At 62.5% G+C, this 17952-nt stretch carries 19 protein-coding genes; 6 read left to right on the forward strand and 13 right to left on the reverse strand.

Annotation, left to right across the window (positions count from 1 at the left end):
- Positions 1-16: 16 nt before the first annotated feature.
- The 12 genes from nrfD to dsrA all read right to left on the reverse strand — a co-directional run bounded on the left by nrfD (position 17) and on the right by dsrA (position 10731).
- Positions 17-1216, reverse strand: coding sequence for an NrfD/PsrC family molybdoenzyme membrane anchor subunit (nrfD, locus tag QMG28_RS01335; RefSeq protein ID WP_281840360.1), 1200 nt, complete (start codon positions 1214-1216; stop codon positions 17-19).
- 12 nt (positions 1217-1228) lie between these two features.
- The gene (gene dsrO / locus QMG28_RS01340; RefSeq protein ID WP_281840361.1) at positions 1229-1981 is read right to left on the reverse strand and encodes a sulfate reduction electron transfer complex DsrMKJOP subunit DsrO; all 753 of its coding nucleotides are present in this window, start codon (positions 1979-1981) and stop codon (positions 1229-1231) included.
- The gene (locus QMG28_RS01345) at positions 1978-2445 is read right to left on the reverse strand and encodes a hypothetical protein (protein ID WP_281840362.1); all 468 of its coding nucleotides are present in this window, start codon (positions 2443-2445) and stop codon (positions 1978-1980) included. Before QMG28_RS01345 ends, dsrO begins: the two co-directional genes overlap by 4 nt.
- 2 nt (positions 2446-2447) lie before the next feature.
- Positions 2448-4400, reverse strand: a complete 1953-nt coding sequence (locus tag QMG28_RS01350) for an NAD(P)-binding protein (RefSeq protein ID WP_281840363.1) — start codon at positions 4398-4400, stop codon at positions 2448-2450.
- A 21-nt stretch (positions 4401-4421) separates the two neighbouring features.
- Positions 4422-5939 (reverse strand): sulfate reduction electron transfer complex DsrMKJOP subunit DsrK, encoded by a 1518-nt coding sequence (gene dsrK / locus QMG28_RS01355; protein ID WP_281840364.1) that lies wholly within the window; start codon positions 5937-5939, stop codon positions 4422-4424.
- Between the two features lie 3 nt (positions 5940-5942).
- Positions 5943-6668 (reverse strand): respiratory nitrate reductase subunit gamma, encoded by a 726-nt coding sequence (locus QMG28_RS01360; protein ID WP_281840365.1) that lies wholly within the window; start codon positions 6666-6668, stop codon positions 5943-5945.
- A 113-nt stretch (positions 6669-6781) separates the two neighbouring features.
- Positions 6782-7114, reverse strand: coding sequence for a TusE/DsrC/DsvC family sulfur relay protein (locus QMG28_RS01365; protein ID WP_281840366.1), 333 nt, complete (start codon positions 7112-7114; stop codon positions 6782-6784).
- Between the two features lie 27 nt (positions 7115-7141).
- Positions 7142-7450 carry a sulfurtransferase complex subunit TusB gene (gene tusB, locus QMG28_RS01370; RefSeq protein ID WP_281840367.1) on the reverse strand — a complete coding sequence of 103 codons (309 nt, stop codon included), beginning with the start codon at positions 7448-7450 and terminating at the stop codon, positions 7142-7144.
- A 13-nt stretch (positions 7451-7463) separates the two neighbouring features.
- Positions 7464-7871 carry a sulfurtransferase complex subunit TusC gene (tusC, locus tag QMG28_RS01375; protein WP_281840368.1) on the reverse strand — a complete coding sequence of 136 codons (408 nt, stop codon included), beginning with the start codon at positions 7869-7871 and terminating at the stop codon, positions 7464-7466.
- 12 nt (positions 7872-7883) lie between these two features.
- A complete protein-coding gene (gene tusD / locus QMG28_RS01380; protein ID WP_281840369.1) occupies positions 7884-8276 on the reverse strand; it encodes a sulfurtransferase complex subunit TusD in 393 nt (130 codons plus the stop codon).
- Between the two features lie 25 nt (positions 8277-8301).
- The gene (gene dsrB / locus QMG28_RS01385; protein WP_281840370.1) at positions 8302-9384 is read right to left on the reverse strand and encodes a dissimilatory-type sulfite reductase subunit beta; all 1083 of its coding nucleotides are present in this window, start codon (positions 9382-9384) and stop codon (positions 8302-8304) included.
- A 69-nt stretch (positions 9385-9453) separates the two neighbouring features.
- Complete coding sequence (gene dsrA / locus QMG28_RS01390) at positions 9454-10731, reverse strand: dissimilatory-type sulfite reductase subunit alpha (RefSeq protein ID WP_281840371.1); 1278 nt, start codon at positions 10729-10731, stop codon at positions 9454-9456.
- A 375-nt stretch (positions 10732-11106) separates the two neighbouring features.
- Between dsrA and QMG28_RS01395 the strand changes: the two genes are divergently transcribed.
- From QMG28_RS01395 to cysG, 4 genes are read left to right on the forward strand one after another with little or no spacing between them, the layout of a single operon-like run.
- Positions 11107-11883, forward strand: coding sequence for a TauD/TfdA family dioxygenase (locus QMG28_RS01395; RefSeq protein WP_281840372.1), 777 nt, complete (start codon positions 11107-11109; stop codon positions 11881-11883).
- A 1-nt stretch (position 11884) separates the two neighbouring features.
- Positions 11885-12097 (forward strand): hypothetical protein, encoded by a 213-nt coding sequence (locus QMG28_RS01400; protein WP_281840373.1) that lies wholly within the window; start codon positions 11885-11887, stop codon positions 12095-12097.
- Positions 12090-12296, forward strand: a complete 207-nt coding sequence (locus tag QMG28_RS01405) for a DUF6967 family protein (RefSeq protein ID WP_281840374.1) — start codon at positions 12090-12092, stop codon at positions 12294-12296. Before QMG28_RS01400 ends, QMG28_RS01405 begins: the two co-directional genes overlap by 8 nt.
- Positions 12296-13726 carry a siroheme synthase CysG gene (gene cysG, locus QMG28_RS01410; RefSeq protein ID WP_281840375.1) on the forward strand — a complete coding sequence of 477 codons (1431 nt, stop codon included), beginning with the start codon at positions 12296-12298 and terminating at the stop codon, positions 13724-13726. The genes QMG28_RS01405 and cysG overlap by 1 nt, the downstream gene beginning before the upstream one ends.
- A gap of 232 nt (positions 13727-13958) precedes the next feature.
- Here the strand turns inward: cysG and QMG28_RS01415 are convergent, their stop codons facing one another.
- Complete coding sequence (locus QMG28_RS01415) at positions 13959-14585, reverse strand: alpha-ketoglutarate-dependent dioxygenase AlkB family protein (RefSeq protein ID WP_281840376.1); 627 nt, start codon at positions 14583-14585, stop codon at positions 13959-13961.
- Positions 14586-14775: 190 nt separating this feature from the next.
- On the opposite strand from QMG28_RS01415, the gene dnaK reads away from it, so the two are divergent.
- Both dnaK and dnaJ read left to right on the forward strand, forming a co-directional pair.
- Positions 14776-16686, forward strand: coding sequence for a molecular chaperone DnaK (gene dnaK, locus QMG28_RS01420; RefSeq protein ID WP_281840377.1), 1911 nt, complete (start codon positions 14776-14778; stop codon positions 16684-16686).
- A gap of 72 nt (positions 16687-16758) precedes the next feature.
- On the forward strand, positions 16759-17907 hold the full coding sequence (dnaJ, locus tag QMG28_RS01425) for a molecular chaperone DnaJ (protein WP_281840379.1): 1149 nt from the start codon (positions 16759-16761) through the stop codon (positions 17905-17907).
- The last annotated feature ends 45 nt before the right edge of the window (positions 17908-17952 follow it).

The following is a 17952-nucleotide window of genomic DNA, read 5'->3' on the forward strand; positions in this document are numbered from 1 at the left end:
GGCTTAAGCCCCGCTGTCAGCCTTTGGCGGCGACGTTGGCATCCGACAGGTTCGTCGGCAGCACGCGGAGCACTTTCGCCCCGAGGCCCGCCGCGAACAGCGCCAGCGCCACCCCGCCAAGACCCAACATAAGCTCCCAGATCGACGGCGTGTAGGGGTTCACCACACCTTCGTGGAAGCCCTCGATCACCTCGTAGCCCGGGAAGATGTCGAGCGGGTAAGCCTGGCCGCCGATGACGATCACATAAACCTGCGCAAAGCCGCCGATCACCACGAGGATCGAGGCGAGGATGGTCGAGCTGCGCGAGGGGTTCAGGAACACGAGCGCAATCGGGATCAGCCCGCCGAGCACCACCTGCACGCCCCAGAACAGCACCGTGTAGATGCCGCCGTTGAGCAGGATGAAGCGCTCATAACCGCCATGCTCGGTGGCGTAGAGATTGGTCAGGTGAAAGACGATGGCGAAGTAGAGCACCGCCGCCGCGAAGATGCCAAGCAGGCGGCCGAGGCGGATCAGAAGCTGGTCGCCAAACGGCCGGTCATTCAGCTTGAAGAGCGTGAGCGTCACCAGGATGAAGATCGCGAGGCCGAAGGAGAAGCTCATGATGATGAACATCGGCGCCATGATCGCGGCATCGTAGCCGGGGCGGGCAACGAGCCAGCCAAAGATCGAGCCGGTGCCGGTGGTGAGCGCAAGGCGCCACAGGAAGGCGACGAACCCGGCGGCTTTGACCCATTTGTAATCGAGCCGGCGCATCATCTGCATCACGAGATAGACGGCGACCACGGCGATGAAGCCGTTATAGAGCAGCACGTTCCACGCGAAGATCGAGGTGAAATTGTAGGTGGTCATCGCCACGATCAGCCGGTCGGCGCGGCCGAGGTCAAGCACGACGATGGCGAGGCCGCCGACAAGCAGCGTGATGGCGAGGAGCGACGAGAAGCGGCCCATCGGCTTGTAGGCGGTCTGGCCGAAAACCGAGCCGATGGAGGCAATGTTGAGCGCGCCCGAGGCGGCGACGATCAGGAAGATCGCAAAGACATGCGGCAAGCCCCAGACAATCTGGTTGTTCATGCCCGTCACCACATGGCCGTGGTGCTCCATGTAGAACCATGCACCACCTGCGGCGGCGAGGAAGGCCACCAGCAGCGCGGCCAGTTGCCAGACGCCGGGCGTCGCCTTGAGTTCACGATAGATCGTCTGTTCCATTGCCATGGTCGTTCCCCGTCAGAGGTTCGTGTAGCGGACGCCCGGGTTCAGCTCCAGGTCGGCACGCAGGGCTACCGAATCGTATTCTTTGAGCGCCTTCGAAATCGGGCTTTCGGGATCTTTCAGATCGCCGAACAGGATCGCCGAATGGCCGGCATTTTCACAGGCTTCGACACAGGCCGGGATGCGGCCAGAGTCGATGCGCGGGGCGCAGAGGTTGCAGCTTTCGACCGTGCCCTTGCCGCGCGGTGACTGCACGTTCTGGTCGGTGATCGGCTCATGCACGAAGCTGCGCGCCTTGAAGGGGCAGGCCATCATGCAATAGCGGCAGCCGATACAGATATGCTTGTCGACCAGCACGATCCCGTCTTCGCGCTTCATCGACGCGCCGGTCGGGCAAACGTCGACGCAAGGCGGTTCTTCGCAATGCTGGCACATGACCGGGGCCGACACTTCGCGGCCGGTGGATTTGTCTTTCAGGGTGACCTTGCGAATCCATTCCGGGCTCTGGTCGGCGCTGACATGACCATGCTCGGCATCCGCGCCCCAGCCGTTTTCGACCTTGCAGGCGGTCACGCAGTCGGTGCAGTTCGCATCGCATTTCGAGGCGTCGATGAGCAGACCCCAGCGCTTGCCCGCATCGGCCCGCGACGAGGCTTCGGCGGTGCCGCCGAACGCCATCAGGGTCACACCCGGCGCAAGAGTAACGGTGGAGGCCGCCGCGCCCGATTTCAGGATGTCGCGGCGGGTCATTTCGGCGCGATTGGTCATTCGTTCATCTCCTGCGCGACGCGGGAAAGATAGGCTTCGATCGAGCTCGGATCTTCCGGCCCGGCCATCGTCCGGTAGGCAACGGCGCTTTCGTTCGACGGGGTCGACCGGTGGCAGGAGAAGCAATCGACCGTCACCGCCGCATAGTCGTGGCAGACCCGGCAGAAGTGGCGGTCGTCGGCAAAGGTCACATAGTCTCCGGCCTCGTCCTTCACCGCGTGGCAGTCGAAGCATTCGCCGATGGAAGCGTTGATCGCCAGATCGTCGGGCGAAAGATCGCGCACGCCGTCGCGCATCGTCAGGTCACGGTCATGCTTGAGCATGTCCATGTGATGGATCCGCCAGTAGTCACTGCCTTCGGGGTGTGGGTCACCGGTCGCGGCGGGCACGACGGGACCAGTCCCGTCGGCCGCCGCACCCCCGGCGAAACCAATCACGGCAAGGAAAGCGAGAACGAGCCGCATGGTCACTCCCCGAGACCCATCTTGATGTAACCGGTCGGGCACACATCCGCACAGATGTGGCAGCCGACGCACTTGGTGTAGTCGGTGTCGACATAGCGGCCGACGGTGCGGTCGCCCTTCGGGATGCGGAACACGGCATCCTGCGGGCAGAAGATCACGCAGTTGTCGCATTCGAAGCACAGGCCGCAGGACATGCAGCGCTCGCCTTCCTTCTGCGCCTGCTCTTCGGAGAAGCCGATGATCCGCTCCTCGAAGTTGCCGAGCACCGCATCGCCGACGATCTCCTTCTGGTCGCGCACTTCGCGCGGCACGTAGTTGAAGTGACCTTTGAACAGCTCGGTATGCGGGATGATCTGGCTCGAAGACCGGTCTTCGTAGTTGTGGATCGCCCAATCGGCCGACGAGGTGCCGCTGATCTGCTGGTGCGGGTACTCTTCCGGATCCTTGCCGCGCTGGTGCAGCTCTTCCATCAGATTCCAGTGATGCACATCCACTTTCGGACGCTTGTGGATCTCGCCGTCATCGAGGAAATCGTTGATGGTTTCGGCGGCGATCCGGCCATGGCCGATGGCGGTGGTCAGCAGGTGCGGGCGGATGATATCGCCGCCGACGAAATGCTTCTCCTTGCCTTTGACCTGGTAGGTCGGCGTGGCGTCGATGAAGCCGCGGCCGTTGTCGAGATCTTCAAGACCGTGGCTCAGATCGCCCATCTGGCCGATGGCGGCGATGATGATATCGGCCTCCAGCGTGAACTCGGTGCCCTCGACAGGCTCCGGCACGTTGCCCTTCATCACACATTCGCACATCTTCAGGCCGGTGGCGATGCCGTTTTCGTTCTTGATCACCTCAAGCGGCATCACCCCGCCTTTGATGTCGATGCCTTCGCGCTTGGCGTCTTCGCGCTCATGCTCGGCGGCAGTCATCTGCTCAACCGGGAAGAGCGAGGTCAGCGTGGCCTGAATGCCCGAACGGGTGAGCAGGCCGGCGGCGTCATGTGCGGCCCAGTCGATCACGGTCCCGTCCGGGTGCTCCGAGGACTTCACTTCGGTGATATTGCCGAGGCGGCGGGCCACCGAGGCAACGTCGATCGAGGTGTCGCCACCGCCGACCACGACAACCTTCTTGGCGGTGCCAAGCACCCAGCCTTTATTGAACGCATCGAGGAATTCGATGCCGTTGATGCAGTTTTCGGTTTCGTCCCAGCCTGCGATCGGCAGCGGACGGCCCTGCTGCGCGCCAAGCGCCCAGAACACCGCGTCAAACGCCTTGTCGAGCTCTTCGACAGATACGTCCTGGCCCACACGGGTGTTGGTGTGCACCTTCACGCCCATGTCGATGATACGGCCGATCTCCTTGTCGAGCATGTCGCGCGGGGTCCGGTAGCCCGGGATGCCGTAGCGCATCATGCCGCCCAGCTCTTCGTTGGCTTCGAACAGGGTCACGTCATGGCCGTCGAGGCGCAGGAAGTACGCCGCCGAAAGGCCGGCGGGGCCACCGCCGATGACGGCAATCTTGCGGCCCGTCTCGGCAGCCGGCGCGGCCATCTTGATGTTGTTCTCGTTGGCCCAGTCGCCGACATATTGCTCGACGCCATTGATGCCGACGTAATCGTCCACCTCGTTGCGGTTGCAGCCCGCCTCACAGGGTGCGGGGCAAACGCGGCCCATCGTGGCCGGGAAGGGGTTGGCCTCCACCATGTTGCGGAAGGCGTATTCCTGCCAGGGCATGTCCTCGACCGGCGGCTTGTCCATGCCGCGCGCGATGGCGAGCCAGCCACGGATATTGTGACCCGAAGGGCAGGCGCCCTGGCACGGCGGCGTCTTGTGGACATAGGTCGGGCACTTGTAGCTGTGGTCCGCCTGGAAGATCTTCTCTTCCAGAGCCCAATCTTCAGCCGTCTCGCCTTCCTGGAAACGCCGGAAAGTCGGCTTGGTGTTCGGGTCCATATCGTTCATAATCTGGTCCTCCCTTGCGCCTTACTCGTCGGCGTCGTCGTCGGTTTCCTGGCCATCGAGGATGATCGCGTTGGACACCAGCTGGTGCACGGAAACGATCGAGTCCATGTCATAGCCATATTTCGGCATCACCTTGGAAAACTGCGTTTTGCAGATGGCGCAGATCGCGGCCATGTGGGTTACGCCGCTTTCCTCGGTGGTCTTCTGAAGCGCGGTCATGCGTGGGCTGGCGCCCTTGATGCGCAGGTCCATGAGGTCGTCCGTCAACAGGCCGCCACCGCCACCGCAGCACAGGGTGCTCTCGTGGATCGTGTCCTGGTCCATATCGACGAAATTGTTGCAGACCGCCTTGATCACGTTACGCGGAATCTCGAACTGGCCGCCGGGCATGTCGCCCATGCGCGAACCGCGGGCGACGTTGCAGCTGTCGTGGAACGTGACCGTCATATGGTCGTTGCGCGACGGGTCGAGCGTCAGGTTGCCCTGCTGGATCTCGTTCCAGGTGAATTCGAGAATGTGCTGCGGCACCGGGTATTTCGGATCGAGGAAATCCCAGGGGCCGGCGAGCGTGTTCAGGAACGAATAGGCCACGCGCCAGGCATGGCCGCACTCGCCGAAGATGATCCGCTTTACGCCAAGGTCTTTCGCGGCTTTACGAATCCGCTGCGAGACGAGGCGCATGTTCTCATAGTTGCCGATGAACAGGCCGAAATTGGCCGCTTCCGAGGCATAGGAGCTGAGCGTCCAGCTCACACCGGCCTGGTGGAACACCTTGGCATAGCCGATCAGGCCGTCGATATGCGGTTCGGCAAAGAAGTCGGCCGAGGGCGTCACCAGCAGAATATCGGCGCCGTGCTCGTCGATCGGCAGCCGGACGGAGACGCCGGTTTCGTCTTCGATATCTTCTTCGAGGTCTTCCAGCGTCGCGGCGAGCGCCTTCGGATTCAGGCCGAGGTTGTTGCCGACGGTGTGGACCTTGCCGATGATCTCGTTGGAATATTTCATCCCGTAGCCGACAGCGTCGAGGATATCGCGCGCGGCCATGGTGATCTCGGCGGTGTCGATCCCGTAGGGGCAGAACACCGAGCAGCGACGGCATTCGGAGCACTGGTGGTAGTAGGAATACCACTCATCGAGCACCTCTTTGGTGAGGTCGCGCGCACCGACGAGCCACGGGAAGTACTTGCCCGCAAAGGTGAAGTAGCGGCGATAGACCGAGCGCAGCAGATCCTGCCGGGCGACGGGCATGTTCTTCGGGTCGGCGGTGCCGAGGAAGTAATGGCACTTGTCGGTGCAGGCGCCGCATTTCACGCAGATGTCGAGATAGACCTGGAACGCGCGGTTCTTGTCCGCAAGCTCCTTCATCTTCGCGAGCGCCTTTTCCTTCCAGTCGGGCACGAGCTCTTCGGGAAAGCCCAGCGCCTTGTTGTGTTCCGGCGAGGCAAGGAAGGGCTGCAGGCCCTCCATCGCGCCCGGCTTGATGCAGGGAACCTGAAGCGGATCGTCGAGTTTCGGGATATTGGTATCGCCGTCAGCCATGGATCACTTCTCCAGTTCGGCCGCCCAGGGGGCGATGTGGCGCTGCTCGCGCGGGTTGTCGACCTGGTTGCGGCTCGGGCTGAAGAACACGCCCGGCGCATGCAGCAGCTTTGAAATCGGGAAGATGATCATCAGGATCAGCACCAGCGTAAGGTGGATCAGGATGAACGGATCGGTCGGCAGCGTATTGATCTTGAAGGTCCAGAGCCCGCTCATGAACGCCTTCACCGCCACTACATCGGTATGGGCGACGAATTTCATCGTCAGGCCCGAGAGGCCGATGGCGACGAGCAGGGCAAGGATCAGATGGTCCGACGGGTTCGAGATGTAGCGCACGCGGTCGACGAGGAAGCGGCGTGCCCAGAGGCCGAGGAGGCCCAGAACCATCGCGAAGCCGGCATATTTGCCGAAGGGCTGGAGAAAATCCAGAAGCCAAGGCGTGTTGCCGGGGATCGTGTAGCGCAGGTGGCGGATGATCACGAGCCAGAGCGCCATGTGGAACATCCAGCCGAACAGCCAGATCCACTTGTTGGACTTGAACAGGCTCTCGAAAAAGATCACCTCGCGGAGCATCCGCAGGACCACGCCGCCGCGTGTGGTGGGGGCCGGGGTGGTCGGAATCTTGAGGGGGGCAGGAGTAGCTGCATACTTGCGGATCTTCGCCGCGACACCGACGACGATCAGGATCGTCGCCCCATAGAACAGCAATGCGTAGATCGTAGACAGCACGCAGACTCCTCCCATCGCTTGCCCCGAAGCTTTTGTTTTTCAGGGCATTAGCAAAATTCTGGTGTGGTCCGGCGGCGTGCGTGTCGCCGCCGGGCCCTATCGCTGATTTGGTATCAGACGCAGCCGGTCGGCTTCGGCAGGCCCGCGATCTTACAGGCTTGCTTGGCCGGGCCGTAGGGGAACAGCTCGTACATGTACTTGTTGTTGCCCTTTTCCGGACCCATCGTTTTCTTGACGGCTTTGATGAGCACGCGGACCGCCGGGGCGATCTGGTATTCATCGTAGTATTCACGCAGGAAGTTCACCACTTCCCAGCGTTCGTCGTCCATCTCGATGTCTTCGGCTTTGGCGATGACTTCGGCGAGTTCCGGCGTCCATTCACTCAGGTTGGTGATGTAGCCTTCTTCGTCGTGTTCAACGGTGGTGCCGTTCACTTCGTATGCCATGTTCGCTTTCCTTCTGTTGATCTTGCGTTAGAGCCAGGCCTGGGTCCGGTCGTGTTTGGTGACCAGGTCCACAAACCCGTCGTAGTCGACACCCTCGACCTCACCGATAAGACGGCCAGCGTCGAACCCGCGCGCGGCGAGGTCGGGCGACAACACGTAGAGCGACACGTTTTTTCCGAATTCCGCAATGATTTCGGTCAAACCGGTGCCGCCGAGCCCACCGTAGACACCATCTTCGATCATGAGGATGGCATCGCCGGGTTTGGCGTGATTCAGGCAGCTCACGAGCGCCTGTGTCGTGAAGGGCGATTTGTTTACCGTGTGAAGCGTAGACATTTCTCCCCCTCCCTCAGAAGCTCAGCACGACGTCGGCATCGGCCATGACGTCGGCCATTTCGGCGCGGCTGATAACGCGGATGGCGGGTTTCTCCTCCCAATCGTCATCCTCGTCTTCGTATACGACCTCCATGAGATCGTCCTCGCTGAGCCCCCGCTCTTCCAGGCTCTCGCGCTCGACATACAGCTTCTGCACATCGTAATCGCCCAGCGCCCGGAACGTCGGCGAGAAATTCTTCACGCCGATTCCGTCAGTGTTCTGCCCCTTGGTGAGCTGGAACACGCCATCATCCACGAACGCCAGCGCCACGTCCTGCTCGAAAGCAGCGCCGATCAGAACGACCTCAAGGCTTTCGAGGGCGTAGATCGTGCCGTAGGGCGCGCGGCGGTTCAGATAGAGGAACTTTTTCACGTCAGACATTTTCGTTCCCCCTCAATCGCCGAAGGTCACCAGACGGTCGGTCTGGATTCCCATTTCGATGAGCTGGCCAAGGCCCGAGATGCGGAAGCCCTCGGCGATGTTGCTGGCATCCTTGCCCTGGCGGTTGGCTTCGTTTTCGTCGAGCATCCCGCGGCGCTGGGCCGCGGCAATGCAGACCACGAGGTCGATGCCATGCTCCTTGGCGAGTGCGGTCCAGTTCTGCTGGATGTGACGTTCGTCCTGCGGCGGCACCGACAGGCGCGTCGCGACGTTCACACCGTCATGGTAGAAAAAGACCCGCGGGACTTCGTGGCCGGCCGCAAGCGCGGCCGTCACGAATTTGTACGCCGTGTCCGCAGCCTGGTGCGTGTACGGCCCTTCGGAAACGAGAACTCCGATCTTCACTTCACATATTCCTCTGACTTGAGCCTTAGAAGTGGACGTGCGCCGACATGTTCATCGTCTTGCGCGCGCCGGTCCAGGTGTCGAGGTGGTGCTTGGTGAAGGCCAGGCCCGTTTTCTCGAAGAAGCGGTTCCAGCCGATCCGCTCGATCCACTCGCCCATACGCTCCCAATGCTTGGCATCGGTCTTGTAGGTCTGGACGATCTTGCGAACGATCCCGGCAACTTCCGGCCAATGCGGCGGGTTGTTGGGCAGGTTGGCCACGGCCAGCTTGTGGAAGGTCGGCTTCGAACGGGCGTTCGAGTGCTTGCCGCCCACCCAGATCGCGATCCGGGTTTCTTCCTTGCCGTTGATCTGCATCGGCGGGCAGGGCGGGTAGCAGGCACCGCAGGCCACGCATTTCTTCTCGTCAACTTCCAGCGAGGGCTTGCCGTTGACCATGGCCGGGCGGATGGCCGCAACCGGGCAACGGGCCACAACGGCGGGGCGTTCGCAGACGTTGGCCACGAGATCGTGGTTGATGCGCGGCGGCTTGGTGTATTGCACGTTCACCGCGATATCGCCCTGGCCGCCGCAGTTGATCTGGCAGCACGAAGTGGTGATGCGCACGCGGTTCGGCATCTTCTCCTGAACGAACTCGTCATAGAGCACGTCCATGAGCGATTTCACCACGCCCGAAGCGTCGGTGCCGGGGATGTCGCAGTGCAGCCAGCCCTGGGTGTGCGAGATCATCGACACCGAGGCGCCGGTGCCACCCACCGGGAAGCCGTTGGCTTCAAGCTCGTCGATCAGCGGCTGCACCTTGGCTTCGTCCGCCACCATGTACTCGATGTTCGAGCGGGTGGTGAAGCGCACATGGCCGTCGGCAAGATTGTCGCCGATATCGCAGAGCTTGCGGATGGTGAACACGTCCATCTGGCGCTGGGTGCCGGCACGCACCGTCCAGATCTCGTCGCCGGATTTCGACACGTGGTGCAGAACGCCGGGGCGCGGACGGTCATGCCAATCCCAGTTGCCGTAGTTGGCCTTCATCACCGGGTGCATATACGGGAACGGATCCGGGACGCCGACCTCATCGGGCATACGGGGCTTTTCGGCTTGCTGATTCATGCTTTTCCTCCCAAGCCGCGCCGCCGAGGGGCGGACGCGGGTGCAGTATCATCGAAATTGGAGCGTCGATTACTCGGCGCTGATCTGAGCTTCTGCGGCCTTGCGGGCGAACCACTTCTCGGCTTCTTCGTCGAAGTCGTCCGTGCGGACATAGGACGAGGTGCGCGGGTGGTTGACCATGTTCGGATCGGGCTCGATCCCAACGGCCTCGATGAAGGCGGGCAGGCCGATACGGTCGATCGTTTCGCCGATCCGCTCATGCTCAAGCGCGTTGTCGGCGAAGAATTCGATGACGGTCTCGCCAAACTCTTCCAGACGCTCGAAATCTTCGTCCGATTCGAGCTTCATGAACGGAACGATCATGGTGCCCATGAGGTCGCCGACCTTCAGCGAACGCTTGCCGCCGATCAGGATCGAAACGCCCTTGTCGTCACCCGGGCTGAGCGCCTTGGTCATGACGTTGATGCAGTGCATGCAGCGCACGCAGGACTGGTTGTCGATCTCAAGGGTGTCGTCGTCATTGAGCGAGATGGCGCGGGTCGGGCACATCGAAACGACGGTGTCGATCGTGTATTTGCGGCCAACCTTGGCGACGTGCTCCTTCACCTTCTCCTGGTCGATCTTGATGTCGTCGCGCCAGGTGCCGATCACCGCGAAGTCGGCGCGGTGGATGGCGTTCACGCAGTCATTGCCGCAGCCCGAGAACTTGAACTTGAACTTGTAGGGCAGCGACGGGCGGTGCATCTCGTCGAGGAAGGCGTTGATCATCGTGCGGTGGGCGCGCACCTCGTCGAAGCAGGACTGCTCGCAGCGTGCGTGGCCGACGCAGGACATCGCGGTCCGCAGCGCCGGGCCGGCGCCGCCGAGGTCAAAGCCCAACTCGTTGAGTTCGTCAAACGCCGGCTGGACGGCCTCCGAGGAGCAGCCCTGGAACATGATATCGCCCGACTGGCCGTGGAAAGCGATGAGGCCGGAGCCGTGCTTTTCCCAGATATCCGCCATCTGACGTAGGAGATCGGTGGAATAGTGGAAGCCCGCCGGCGGCATCACCCGCAGGGTATGGAATTCCTTCGAGGCCGGATATTTCGCGGCCACTTCCGAAAACCGAGGAATGACACCGCCGCCATAGCCCATCACCGAGATGGCGCCGCCCTTCCAGAAGCCCAGCTTCTCCTCATAGGAGTGTTCAAGCTGACCGAGGAGGTCATTCATGATCGCCTGATTGCTTTCCGTCCCCTCGTCGCGCAGGCGCTTGAGGCCGGTCACGAAGCTCGGCCACTTGCCGCCTTCGAGCTCGTCAAGCATCGGCGTCGCGTGCTTGGTCTGGCCGGTCTGATCGTCTTTCATTTGATCCTCCCTAAGGTTGGTCGCGCGTGTTAATCGTTCGATCGAACCCGCTCCCGTCTCGGGCTTGTCGCCTGCGCCGTCCTTTTCTCCCCGCGCATGCGATTCACCCGCCGACCATTGAAGCGTGTTGAGATTAATTTACACATCCGGATAATCGAATGTAAAAGGAAAAAGTTGCCGCAACTGCAAAAGAAACAACAGAATATTACCGACAAAAACAGTCGGATAGCGTGACGGTGGGAGGAGATGGCCATTAACACGAATGAACTCAAAGGCTTTTCCTGGAAAACGCCAAAGGCCGATGATTTTTATCGGAATTGGCGGGAGGCTCGGCTAGAGGCCGCCGAGGCCGCCAGGTCGGCTGGTTTCGTCGAAGTGGCGGACCTCGCGAATCCCTCCGAACCGGAGAAATCGGAGCTGATCCGGCGCTGCGGGGCGGCGAATCTCGCGCTCTATCAAACCTCCGAATCGTCGGCCCGGCGCGAGAAGCTCCGGGCCTTTGCCGACGCCATGGGATTGCGCATCGCCGAGAAGCACCGCTCGGCCGGCGGCGACGGGATCGTCGCCCTGCGCGAAAGCGATGCGCCGAGCCAGAAAGGCTACATCCCCTATTCCAAGCGCAAGATGAACTGGCACACCGATGGCTACTACAACGCGCCCGACGACCGGATCAGCGCGATGGTGCTTCATACAGCGGTGCCGGCGGACGATGGCGGCTCGAACCAGTTTCTCGATCACACCATCGCCTATATCCGCCTGATGGATGAAAACCCCGATTACGTCGCCGCGCTGATGCATCCCGAGGCGATGACCATCCCGGCGAACGAGGAAGAGGGCAGCTATCGCCCGGCCTCGGTTGGGCCGGTGTTTTTCGCCGACGAGGAAACCGGCGCTTTGCAGATGCGCTACACTGCACGCACCCGGTCGATCGCCTGGCGCGACGATTCGCTCACCCGCGAAGCGGTGGCGTTTCTGCAATCCACCCTTGAAAAGCCCGATCCTCTGACGATCTCTCTTAGGTTCGAGGAGGGGCAGGGCGTGCTCTGCAACAACGTTCTGCACGACCGGACCGGATTCGATGCCACGCGCCAGGAGTTTTCCCCGCGCGTGGTTTATCGCGTCCGGTTCCACAACCGCGTGAAAGGAAGCTGACATGACCGAGACCAACCACGCCCGGCTGAGCGATCTGATCATCGGCCACCCGGAGGTGACGAGCTTCTCGGAGCTGGAACGGCTGGTGGCCCATGCCGCCGAAAGCGGGATCATGCATCTCGAATTCGATCTCAAGCCCGATTACAAGGACACGCCCCGCAAGTGGGAATGGCTGCTTGAGGGCGCATTTACCCGGGGGCTGCGCTATGAGTGACGACCTGCGCGAGATTGCCAATTACGAATTGCCCTACAGCCGCAAGGCCGAATTGCGGGAGGTGACCTTCGACGGCGGCATGAAGATGCTGCGGCTGATCCTGCGCGAAGGCCGACGGATCACGCAGGTGGACCTCGACGGCGACAGCGCCGCGGCGCTCGCCGATGCGATGGGCGACTGGGCAAGGCAGAATTCCTGATGGATTACCTTCCGATCTTTCTCGACGTCGCCGGCAAGACGGTGATCGTCGATGGCGGCACCACGGTGGCCGCGCGGCGGATCGAGCGGGCGCTCGCAGCCGGAGCCAGGGTGCGGTGCTTCGACCCCGAACCGGGCGCCGAAGTGCGCGCCTTCTTCGGGCACAAGAACCTGACCTATCACGATCGCGTGCCGGTCGAGGCGGATTTCGCCGGGTGTCTGGTGGCTTATGGTGCGTCGGAAGTGGCCGAACGCGATGCGCTGCTCTACGCCGCGGCGAAGCGGCACGGTGCGCTGGCGAACGTGGCCGACGAGAAGGATTACTGCGATTTCATCACCCCCTCGGTGGTCGAGCGCGATCCGCTGACGATCGCGATCTCCACCGGCGGCGCGGCGCCCGTTGTGGCGCGTATCCTGCGCGCCCGGGTCGAGGCGATGCTGCCCGCCGCCTATGGCCGGCTGGCCGATTTTCTCTCCGGCTACCGCGACAGGATCGCCGAGCAGATCAAGGGCGGCACCGCCCGGCGGCGGTTTTGGGAAAACCTGATCGAAGGCTCGGTGGGCGATGCCTTTCTCGCCGGCGACGAGGCGCTCGCGGCGCAACTCGTGGAGCAAGACCTCGCCAGCGGCACGAACGATCTCAAGCGCGGCGAAGTCTGGCTTGTCGGCGCCGGGCCGGGCGATCCGGATCTGCTGACCTTCAAGGCCCTGCGCATGATGCAGCACGCCGATGTGGTGCTTTATGACCGGCTGATCGGCCCCGGCATCCTCGACCTCGTGCGCCGCGATGCCGAGCGGATCAATGTCGGCAAACGTGCCGGCGATCACGTGATGAGCCAGCAAGACATCACCACGCTGATGATCGACCGCGCCAAGACAGGCCAGCGGGTGCTGCGGCTCAAGGGCGGCGATCCGTTCATCTTCGGCCGCGGCGGCGAAGAGCTGGAAGATGTGGCCGAACACGGCATTCCGGTGATCGTCGTGCCGGGCATCACCGCCGCCGCCGGCTGCGGCTCGTCCGCCGGCATCCCGCTCACCCACCGTGACCATTCGCAAAGCGTCGTCTTCGTGACCGCGCATGGCAAAGACGGGCTGCTGCCACATGACTGGACGCGCCTTGCCCGCCACGATCAGACGGTCGTGGTCTATATGGGCCTGCGCTTTGTGGCCGAGATCGCCGAGGCGGCGATGGCGCAGGGCGTGCCCGCCGAGATGCCCATCGCGGTGATCGACAACGGCACCCGCACCACCCAGAAGATCGTCGCCGGAACGCTGGCCGATATCGGCGCGAAGGTGGCGGCGGCAAAGCTCAAGGGGCCCGCGCTGATCATGATCGGCACCGTGGTCACGCTGCGTGGCAAGCTCGGCGTCGAAACCGTGGCGCGCGAAGATAGTCACGAGATGGAACTGGTGGCCCGCGAAGGGCTTTAGGGTTCGGAAAGCTCGGATGACGAAGGGGCGGAGCCGACGGGCTGCGCCCCTTTTCTTTTGCTACCCGGTTGGGGCCTGGAGCGACTCTAGAACTCTAGAACTCTAGAATCGTAGTGTCGCTCAGAGGAAGATAGTCTATTATTTTCAGCATCTTAGAATAGTTTTTCAATTAACTCTTCGGCAACAGATAAACGCTGGATTAACGCACAACCAAAGTCCGGCACGCGCCGTCTCAGTCTACCACGCGGAGGGTCAGATTGATCCGCCCACCTTCCCTGAGAAGGCCGGACGAGCCTTGCCGGATCCGGTCGATCCCGTGATAGGCCAGCCGCGCCTCGCCACCGAGAGCCAGCACGTCGCCCGAGGCGAGCCAGACAGATTGCGTCTTGCCGCCGCGCTCGGTGCCGCCGATCCGAAAAAGCCCGTCGTCACCGAGGCTGATTGACACCACCGGCTGTGAAAAATCGGCCTCGTCCCGGTCCTGGTGCAGGCCCATCCTGGCGGTTCCGCTGTAGAAATTCACAAGGCAGCAATCGGGCGCGCGTGCATCCGGGGCCACGGTGCGCCAAACCTCCAGCACCTCGTCGGGGATCGGCGGCCACGCCGCTCCCGATGGGTGATGGTCGATGTAACGGTAGCCTGCCCGGTCGGAATACCAGCCGTAGCGGCCCGCGCTCGTCATCCGCACAGACATCGGCTTGCCCCAGCGCGTCTCGGGTGAAAACAGCGGTGCGGCGGCCACGATATCGCGCAGGCGTGCGACGATTGCCGCCTGCGCATGGGCGTCGATCAACCCCTTCCAGATCGTTGCGCCCCCCACATGCAGGTCCGGCGGGCGCGGGCCATTCGTCGCATTCATTGCCAAAACCCTGAAAACGACTCGGTTTTTTGCATTTTCGCCCCATTTACGCGGCTTGCAGCGCTCTTTTGCCCTCCCTATATACGCCGGGACGCCGGACAGGGATCCCCCTCCGGCCAACAAACCGGGATCGGGCACGGGTGCTTTCCAAGGCCCAGGCCCACAACATCGCCAAGAGAGGATTTTGAGCATGGCCAAAGTCATCGGTATCGACCTCGGCACCACGAACTCCTGTGTTGCCATCATGGATGGTTCGCAGCCGCGGGTTATCGAGAACTCCGAAGGGGCGCGCACGACGCCCTCCATCGTCGCCTTCAAGGATGAAGAGCGGCTCGTCGGCCAGCCCGCCAAGCGGCAGGCCGTTACCAACCCCGACAACACCGTCTTCGCCGTCAAGCGCCTGATCGGTCGTCGCTACGACGATCCGGCCGTCGAAAAAGACAAGCATATGGTGCCCTACAAGATCATCAACGGCGGCAACGGCGATGCGTGGGTTGAAGCCGCGGGCGAAAAGTATTCGCCGTCGCAGATTTCGGCCTTCATCCTGCAAAAGATGAAAGAGACCGCCGAGAGCTACCTTGGTGAAGAGGTGACGCAAGCCGTCATCACCGTGCCCGCCTATTTCAACGACGCCCAGCGCCAGTCCACCAAAGACGCCGGCAAGATCGCGGGCCTCGAAGTGCTGCGGATCATCAACGAGCCGACCGCGGCCGCGCTGGCCTATGGGCTTGAGAAGAAAGACAACAAGACCATCGCCGTCTATGACCTCGGCGGCGGCACCTTCGACATCACCATCCTCGAAATCGACGACGGGTTGTTCGAAGTGAAATCCACCAATGGCGACACGTTCCTTGGCGGTGAAGATTTCGACATGCGGATCGTGAACTACCTCGCCGACGAGTTCAAAAAGGAAAACAACGTCGATCTGACCAAAGACAAGATGGCGCTGCAGCGTCTCAAGGAAGCCGCCGAGAAAGCCAAGATCGAGCTTTCCTCGTCGAGCCAGACCGAGATCAACCAGCCGTTCATCTCGATGGGGTCCGACGGTCAGCCGCTGCACATGGTGATGAAGCTCACCCGCGCGAAGCTGGAAAGCCTCGTCGGCGATCTGATCAAGAACTCGATGAAGCCCTGCCAGGCGGCGCTGAAAGATGCCGGCCTGTCGAAGGAAGACATCGACGAGGTGATCCTCGTCGGCGGCATGACCCGGATGCCGAAGGTGATGGAAGAGGTCACCAAGTTCTTCGGCAAGGAGCCGCATAAGGGTGTGAACCCCGATGAGGTTGTGGCGATGGGCGCCGCGATCCAGGCCGGTGTGCTTCAGGGCGACGTGAAAGATGTGGTCCTGCTCGACGTGACCCCGCTTTCGCTCGGCATCGAAACGCTGGGCGGCGTGTTCACCCGGCTGATCGACCGCAACACGACGATCCCGACGAAGAAGAGCCAGGTGTTCTCCACCGCCGAAGACAATCAGAACGCGGTGACGATCCGGGTGTTCCAGGGTGAGCGCGAGATGGCTGCCGACAACAAGCTGCTCGGCCAGTTCAACCTCGAAGATATCCCGCCGGCCCCGCGCGGCATGCCGCAGATCGAAGTGACCTTCGACATCGACGCCAACGGCATCGTCTCGGTCCAGGCCAAGGACAAAGGCACCGGCAAGGAGCACCGGATCACGATCCAGGCTTCGGGCGGTCTGTCCGACGAAGACATCGACAAGATGGTGAAGGACGCCGAGGACAACGCCGAAGCCGACAAGGCCCGCAAAGAGCTTGTCGAGGCGAAGAACCAGGCCGAGAGCCTCATCCATTCGACCGAGAAGTCGGTGGAAGAGCACGGCAGCAAGGTCGACCCGACCACCATCGAAGCGATCGAACTGGCCATCGCCGCGCTCAAGGACGAACTTGAGAAGGACAACGCCGACAAGATCAAGTCGGGCATCCAGAACGTGACCGATGCCGCGATGAAGCTGGGCGAGGCCATCTACAAGGCCGAGCAGGCTTCGGCGGGCGAAGAGCCGGAAGACGATGATGCGCCGGCGGGCGTGGACGATGATATCGTCGATGCCGACTTCGAAGACCTCGACGACGACAAACGGTCGTAAGGACTGACAAGCTTGCCGCCGGCCCGCCAGTGTGTGGGCCGGCGCTTGCGTTCCCAAGGGGAATGACACCCGATGTCGAAGCGTGACTATTACGAAGTTCTGGGCGCGTCGAAAGGCGCGTCGGCGGACGAGATCAAGAAGGCCTATCGCACCAAGGCCAAGGAGCTCCACCCCGACCGGAACGCCGACAATCCCGACGCCGAGGCCCAGTTCAAGGAAGTGAACGAAGCCTATGACGTTCTGAAAGACGCCGACAAGAAAGCGGCCTATGACCGCTTCGGCCATGCTGCCTTCGAAGGCGGCATGGGCGGCGGCGGGCGCCCCGGCGGCGGCTTTCAGGGCCAGGGCGATTTCGCCTCGGCCTTCTCGGATGTGTTCGACGATCTGTTCGGCGATTTCATGGGCGGCGGGCGCGCGGGCGGCGGGCGGCGTGCCACGCGCGGCTCCGATCTGCGTTACAACATGCGCGTCACTCTCGAAGAGGCCTATAACGGGCTGCAGAAAACCATCAACGTGCCCACCTCGGTGGCCTGCGATTCCTGCAACGGCACCGGCGCCGAGGGCGGCAGCGAGCCGACCACCTGCCCGACCTGTTCGGGGCTGGGCAAGGTGCGCGCGCAACAGGGCTTCTTCACCGTCGAGCGCACCTGCCCCACCTGTCACGGTGTCGGGCAGATGATCAAGAACCCGTGCAAGACGTGCCACGGCCATGGCCGGATCGAGAAAGAGCGCGCCCTGAGCGTGAACATCCCGGCAGGGGTTGAGACGGGCACCCGCATCCGTCTTGCCGGCGAAGGCGAAGCTGGCCTGCGCGGCGGCCCCTCGGGCGATCTCTATATCTTCATCGAAGTGGCAGGCCACCCGATCTTCGAACGCGAGGGGGTCAACCTCCATTGCCGCGTGCCGGTGTCGATGGCGACGGCGGCGATGGGCGGCGATATCGAGGTGCCCACGATCGACGGTGGCCGCAGCCGGGTGAAGATCCCGGCGGGGTCGCAATCGGGGCGGCAGATGCGGCTGCGCGGCAAGGGCATGCCGGCGCTGCGCGGCGGCGGCGCGGGCGATATGTATATCGAGCTCGCCGTGGAAACGCCCGTGAACCTCACCTCGCGCCAGAAAGAGCTGCTGCGCGAGTTCGAGGAGCTTTCGGAAGAGAACAACCCCGAAAGCTCCAGCTTCTTCACCAAGGTGAAGAGTTTCTGGGACGGGATGAAGGGCTAGGGTGGCAGCCCTGGCCCGTTAACCTTTCTTTCACCACATCGCGCC

The organism is Sinisalibacter aestuarii, assembly GCF_027923545.1.
Classification (GTDB): Bacteria; Pseudomonadota; Alphaproteobacteria; order Rhodobacterales; family Rhodobacteraceae; genus Sinisalibacter; species Sinisalibacter aestuarii.

Coding starts and splice junctions, on each gene's coding strand:
- nrfD (WP_281840360.1), bottom strand. CDS start 1,216: ATGGCAATGGAACAGACGATCTATCGTGAACTCAAGGCGACGCCCGGC.
- dsrO (WP_281840361.1), bottom strand. CDS start 1,981: ATGACCAATCGCGCCGAAATGACCCGCCGCGACATCCTGAAATCGGGC.
- QMG28_RS01345 (WP_281840362.1), bottom strand. CDS start 2,445: ATGCGGCTCGTTCTCGCTTTCCTTGCCGTGATTGGTTTCGCCGGGGGT.
- QMG28_RS01350 (WP_281840363.1), bottom strand. CDS start 4,400: ATGAACGATATGGACCCGAACACCAAGCCGACTTTCCGGCGTTTCCAG.
- dsrK (WP_281840364.1), bottom strand. CDS start 5,939: ATGGCTGACGGCGATACCAATATCCCGAAACTCGACGATCCGCTTCAG.
- QMG28_RS01365 (WP_281840366.1), bottom strand. CDS start 7,114: ATGGCATACGAAGTGAACGGCACCACCGTTGAACACGACGAAGAAGGC.
- tusB (WP_281840367.1), bottom strand. CDS start 7,450: ATGTCTACGCTTCACACGGTAAACAAATCGCCCTTCACGACACAGGCG.
- tusC (WP_281840368.1), bottom strand. CDS start 7,871: ATGTCTGACGTGAAAAAGTTCCTCTATCTGAACCGCCGCGCGCCCTAC.
- dsrB (WP_281840370.1), bottom strand. CDS start 9,384: ATGAATCAGCAAGCCGAAAAGCCCCGTATGCCCGATGAGGTCGGCGTC.
- dsrA (WP_281840371.1), bottom strand. CDS start 10,731: ATGAAAGACGATCAGACCGGCCAGACCAAGCACGCGACGCCGATGCTT.
- QMG28_RS01400 (WP_281840373.1), top strand. CDS start 11,885: ATGACCGAGACCAACCACGCCCGGCTGAGCGATCTGATCATCGGCCAC.
- QMG28_RS01405 (WP_281840374.1), top strand. CDS start 12,090: ATGAGTGACGACCTGCGCGAGATTGCCAATTACGAATTGCCCTACAGC.
- cysG (WP_281840375.1), top strand. CDS start 12,296: ATGGATTACCTTCCGATCTTTCTCGACGTCGCCGGCAAGACGGTGATC.
- QMG28_RS01415 (WP_281840376.1), bottom strand. CDS start 14,585: ATGAATGCGACGAATGGCCCGCGCCCGCCGGACCTGCATGTGGGGGGC.
- dnaK (WP_281840377.1), top strand. CDS start 14,776: ATGGCCAAAGTCATCGGTATCGACCTCGGCACCACGAACTCCTGTGTT.
- dnaJ (WP_281840379.1), top strand. CDS start 16,759: ATGTCGAAGCGTGACTATTACGAAGTTCTGGGCGCGTCGAAAGGCGCG.